Genomic DNA, 2,758 nt, shown 5'->3' with positions numbered 1-2,758 from the left:
TGTCCATTTTTATCAAAGTGTACCGAAAGTAAAGACCATCAAAAAGTAGTGACACGTCATATTTGGCAAGATTATATGGAAGAAGCAGATCATCTGCGTCATCATCAAGATGAAAAGCCTATCTATGCGAAACGTAAAGAAAATTGAGCGTGTTTTCGCAGATGCAAAAGAAAAGCATGGCATGCGTTGGACTACTTTAAGAGGACTTAAAAAATTGTCGATGCAGGCGATGCTCACTTTCGCTGCCATGAATTTAAAGAAGATGGCCAATTGGACATGGCAAGGTCCCAAAATGGCCTAACATAGTGGGCTCGTAGAGACCCAATTCCTTTATATTGAGCAAAATTCAAAGGGAATTTCAAAAGGGGTTCGGAATGTTTTAATTCCGAACCCCTTTTGTCTACAAACTGAGCCCTTTTCTTAATTGAGAGGGGCTTATTTATTTTCATCTCTGAACATTAAATGATATTAGTCTTCATTGTTATAGCTTTTGGCAGCTTTTCCCCCTTCTTTGGAGCCTTCTCCATACCCTCTAACCATCTTTTCGTATTCGACCTTGGCTTGTTTTGTAACCTCTTTTTGGACTTCTAGTTTCCTATTCAATCCAGATAAACGTGTTTCGTATTTGCTTACAGAACGATTACCACAATCAAATGCTGACATGTTTGCCTTCATTTCACTGTTTACAATTCTTAACTTAACTTTTACCCCAGTTAGACCACGGTTGAGAGCGACGGTGTCAAGGTCAAGCCCAATCGAAAGGCCTTCTATCCTCTCCATCAATCACCCTCTCTTCTCATACCAATAAAAAAATCCCTAACCTCCGAACGCGACGATCAAGGATTTCTCTTGTATTGGTTTATTTTCTTCTCTTAATATTTCAATTAAAAAATGGTATGGCATACTTAGTATTTCATTGATGTTCTTACCATCTTTCATGAGATCAAGGATGAGTATGTCCAAGTATTCTTTTTGCTTGGCTGGAGAAAAGTCCTCATCCGTTAACCATTCTTCGCCAAAAAACTTTTTTATTTCATCATTTTGACGGCTGAGGCGCTTTCAAACACGAAGGCCACTTTATAATTTTTGTTAACAGTATAAGTGACATAGCACATAGCACATTCCTTCTTGCTCCTCTGCACTTACAGGTTCACCAATCAATCCCTTCAACTCAGATAAATGAATGGTTTGCAGCTGCGGCTCTAAATCATCAATGGCGGTAATCGTTTTTCTACCTATTGAATCGTCATAGAGGAATCGAACATTACGGCTCCAATAATTGGCTGCAACGGTACTTAGATCTTCCGGTGGACCCCAGGATTTTTCTACTTTTTTCAACGAATCACCAACAGAAAAAGGTCCACTGTTAATGGTTTTTTTGGATTCATAGGCTAAACCCATGATCTGCAGAATCAAGAGATCATTCCGTATTGCTCTGGTACCTCATAGGGCGAAAATGTAACCGAGTGGAGCGGTTCCCTTGAAATAGGAATCAAATTAAAAAAAACCGACCAATACAGGTCGGCATAACAGAAGGCGCCATATCCGTAACACCGACGAATCCACCGGCATAACAAGACAAGACATATAGAAACACCACTTTATTTTTGTTCTAAAGGAATACTAAATTGGGTATTACATATTATGCTTTAATTAGAAAAATGACACCAATATTACAATTTTATGAGTACTTTTATTTTGGCTCCTAACTTGATGTATCTGCATATTAATTTTGCGGTTTTTTTCCCTAAATCCTTCAACGTTCGATTTACCTCCTTTACCTCTCCCCGGTAAATTTCTGACTCCTTAATCCACAATGTGATCGCTCGTTTTTCCTCAAATGTCACCTCAATCTCTTCTTTCCGTTGTTAAACAGAGAATAGGTATTTAAAAAATGTTCTGTGTTTAAAAATTAGGTGTTTTTTATTTATTTTTACCCAATCCAATAAATCTTAGATTCATAAGATAAAGTAATGTTTTATGAAAAGGAGTGTACAAAATTGGGTAAAGATAAAAAATGTAAGGAGTGCGGACATAGAGAATGTAAATGTGACAAAAAAAAATGTCCGGATTGTGGACATAGACAATGCAAATGCTCATCTAAACAAGTACAAAAGGTAGAGCAAAAAGTGAAAGTGAATGTAAATGCTAATCAAGGCGCACAAGGCGCACAAGGACCTCAAGGTACTCAAGGGCCTCAAGGATCTCAAGGGCCTCAAGGACCTCAAGGGCCTCAAGGGCCTCAAGGCAAAAAAGGACCTCAAGGCAATCAAGGGCCTCAAGGCGTTCAAGGACCTCAAGGCAATCAAGGGCCTCAAGGCGTTCAAGGACCTCAAGGTGCACAAGGACCTCAAGGTGCACAAGGACCTCAAGGATTCCAAGGACCTCAAGGGTTCCAAGGACCTCAAGGACCTCAAGGATTCCAAGGACCTCAAGGATTCCAAGGACCTCAAGGACCTCAAGGGCCTCAAGGATTCCAAGGACCTCAAGGACCTCAAGGATTCCAAGGACCTCAAGGACCTCAAGGGTTCCAAGGACCTCAAGGGTTCCAAGGACCTCAAGGGTTCCAAGGACCTCAAGGACCTCAAGGACCTCAAGGACCTCAAGGACCTCAAGGGTTCCAAGGACCTCAAGGATTCCAAGGACCTCAAGGACCTCAAGGGTTCCAAGGACCTCAAGGACCTCAAGGATTCCAAGGACCTCAAGGACCTCAAGGGTTCCAAGGACCTCAAGGGTTCCAAGGACCTCAAGGGTTCCA

At 41.2% G+C, this 2,758-nt stretch carries 4 protein-coding genes and 1 pseudogene; 1 reads left to right on the top strand and 4 read right to left on the bottom strand.

Going from position 1 to position 2,758, the window contains the following annotated elements:
- A pseudogene (locus ACQKMR_RS15265) lies at positions 1–301 on the top strand (transposase); the annotation flags it as partial.
- 167 nt (positions 302–468) lie between these two features.
- On the opposite strand, the gene ACQKMR_RS15260 reads toward ACQKMR_RS15265, so the two are convergent.
- The 4 genes from ACQKMR_RS15260 to ACQKMR_RS15245 form a co-directional block, all read right to left on the bottom strand.
- Positions 469–780, bottom strand: a complete 312-nt coding sequence (locus tag ACQKMR_RS15260) for a hypothetical protein (RefSeq protein WP_427698049.1) — start codon at positions 778–780, stop codon at positions 469–471.
- Positions 781–816: 36 nt separating this feature from the next.
- A complete protein-coding gene (gpGT, locus tag ACQKMR_RS15255; RefSeq protein WP_427698054.1) occupies positions 817–939 on the bottom strand; it encodes a phage tail assembly chaperone GT in 123 nt (40 codons plus the stop codon).
- Between the two features lie 150 nt (positions 940–1,089).
- On the bottom strand, positions 1,090–1,416 hold the full coding sequence (locus tag ACQKMR_RS15250) for a DUF4309 domain-containing protein (RefSeq protein ID WP_427698048.1): 327 nt from the start codon (positions 1,414–1,416) through the stop codon (positions 1,090–1,092).
- 732 nt (positions 1,417–2,148) lie between these two features.
- On the bottom strand, positions 2,149–2,758 hold a 610-nt coding region (locus tag ACQKMR_RS15245), incomplete at its 5' end, for a hypothetical protein (RefSeq protein WP_427698047.1).

This window comes from Peribacillus sp. NPDC096540 (genome assembly GCF_050278525.1).
Taxonomy (GTDB): domain Bacteria; phylum Bacillota; class Bacilli; order Bacillales; family DSM-1321; genus Peribacillus.
This window is presented reverse-complemented; position numbering and strand designations above follow the sequence as displayed.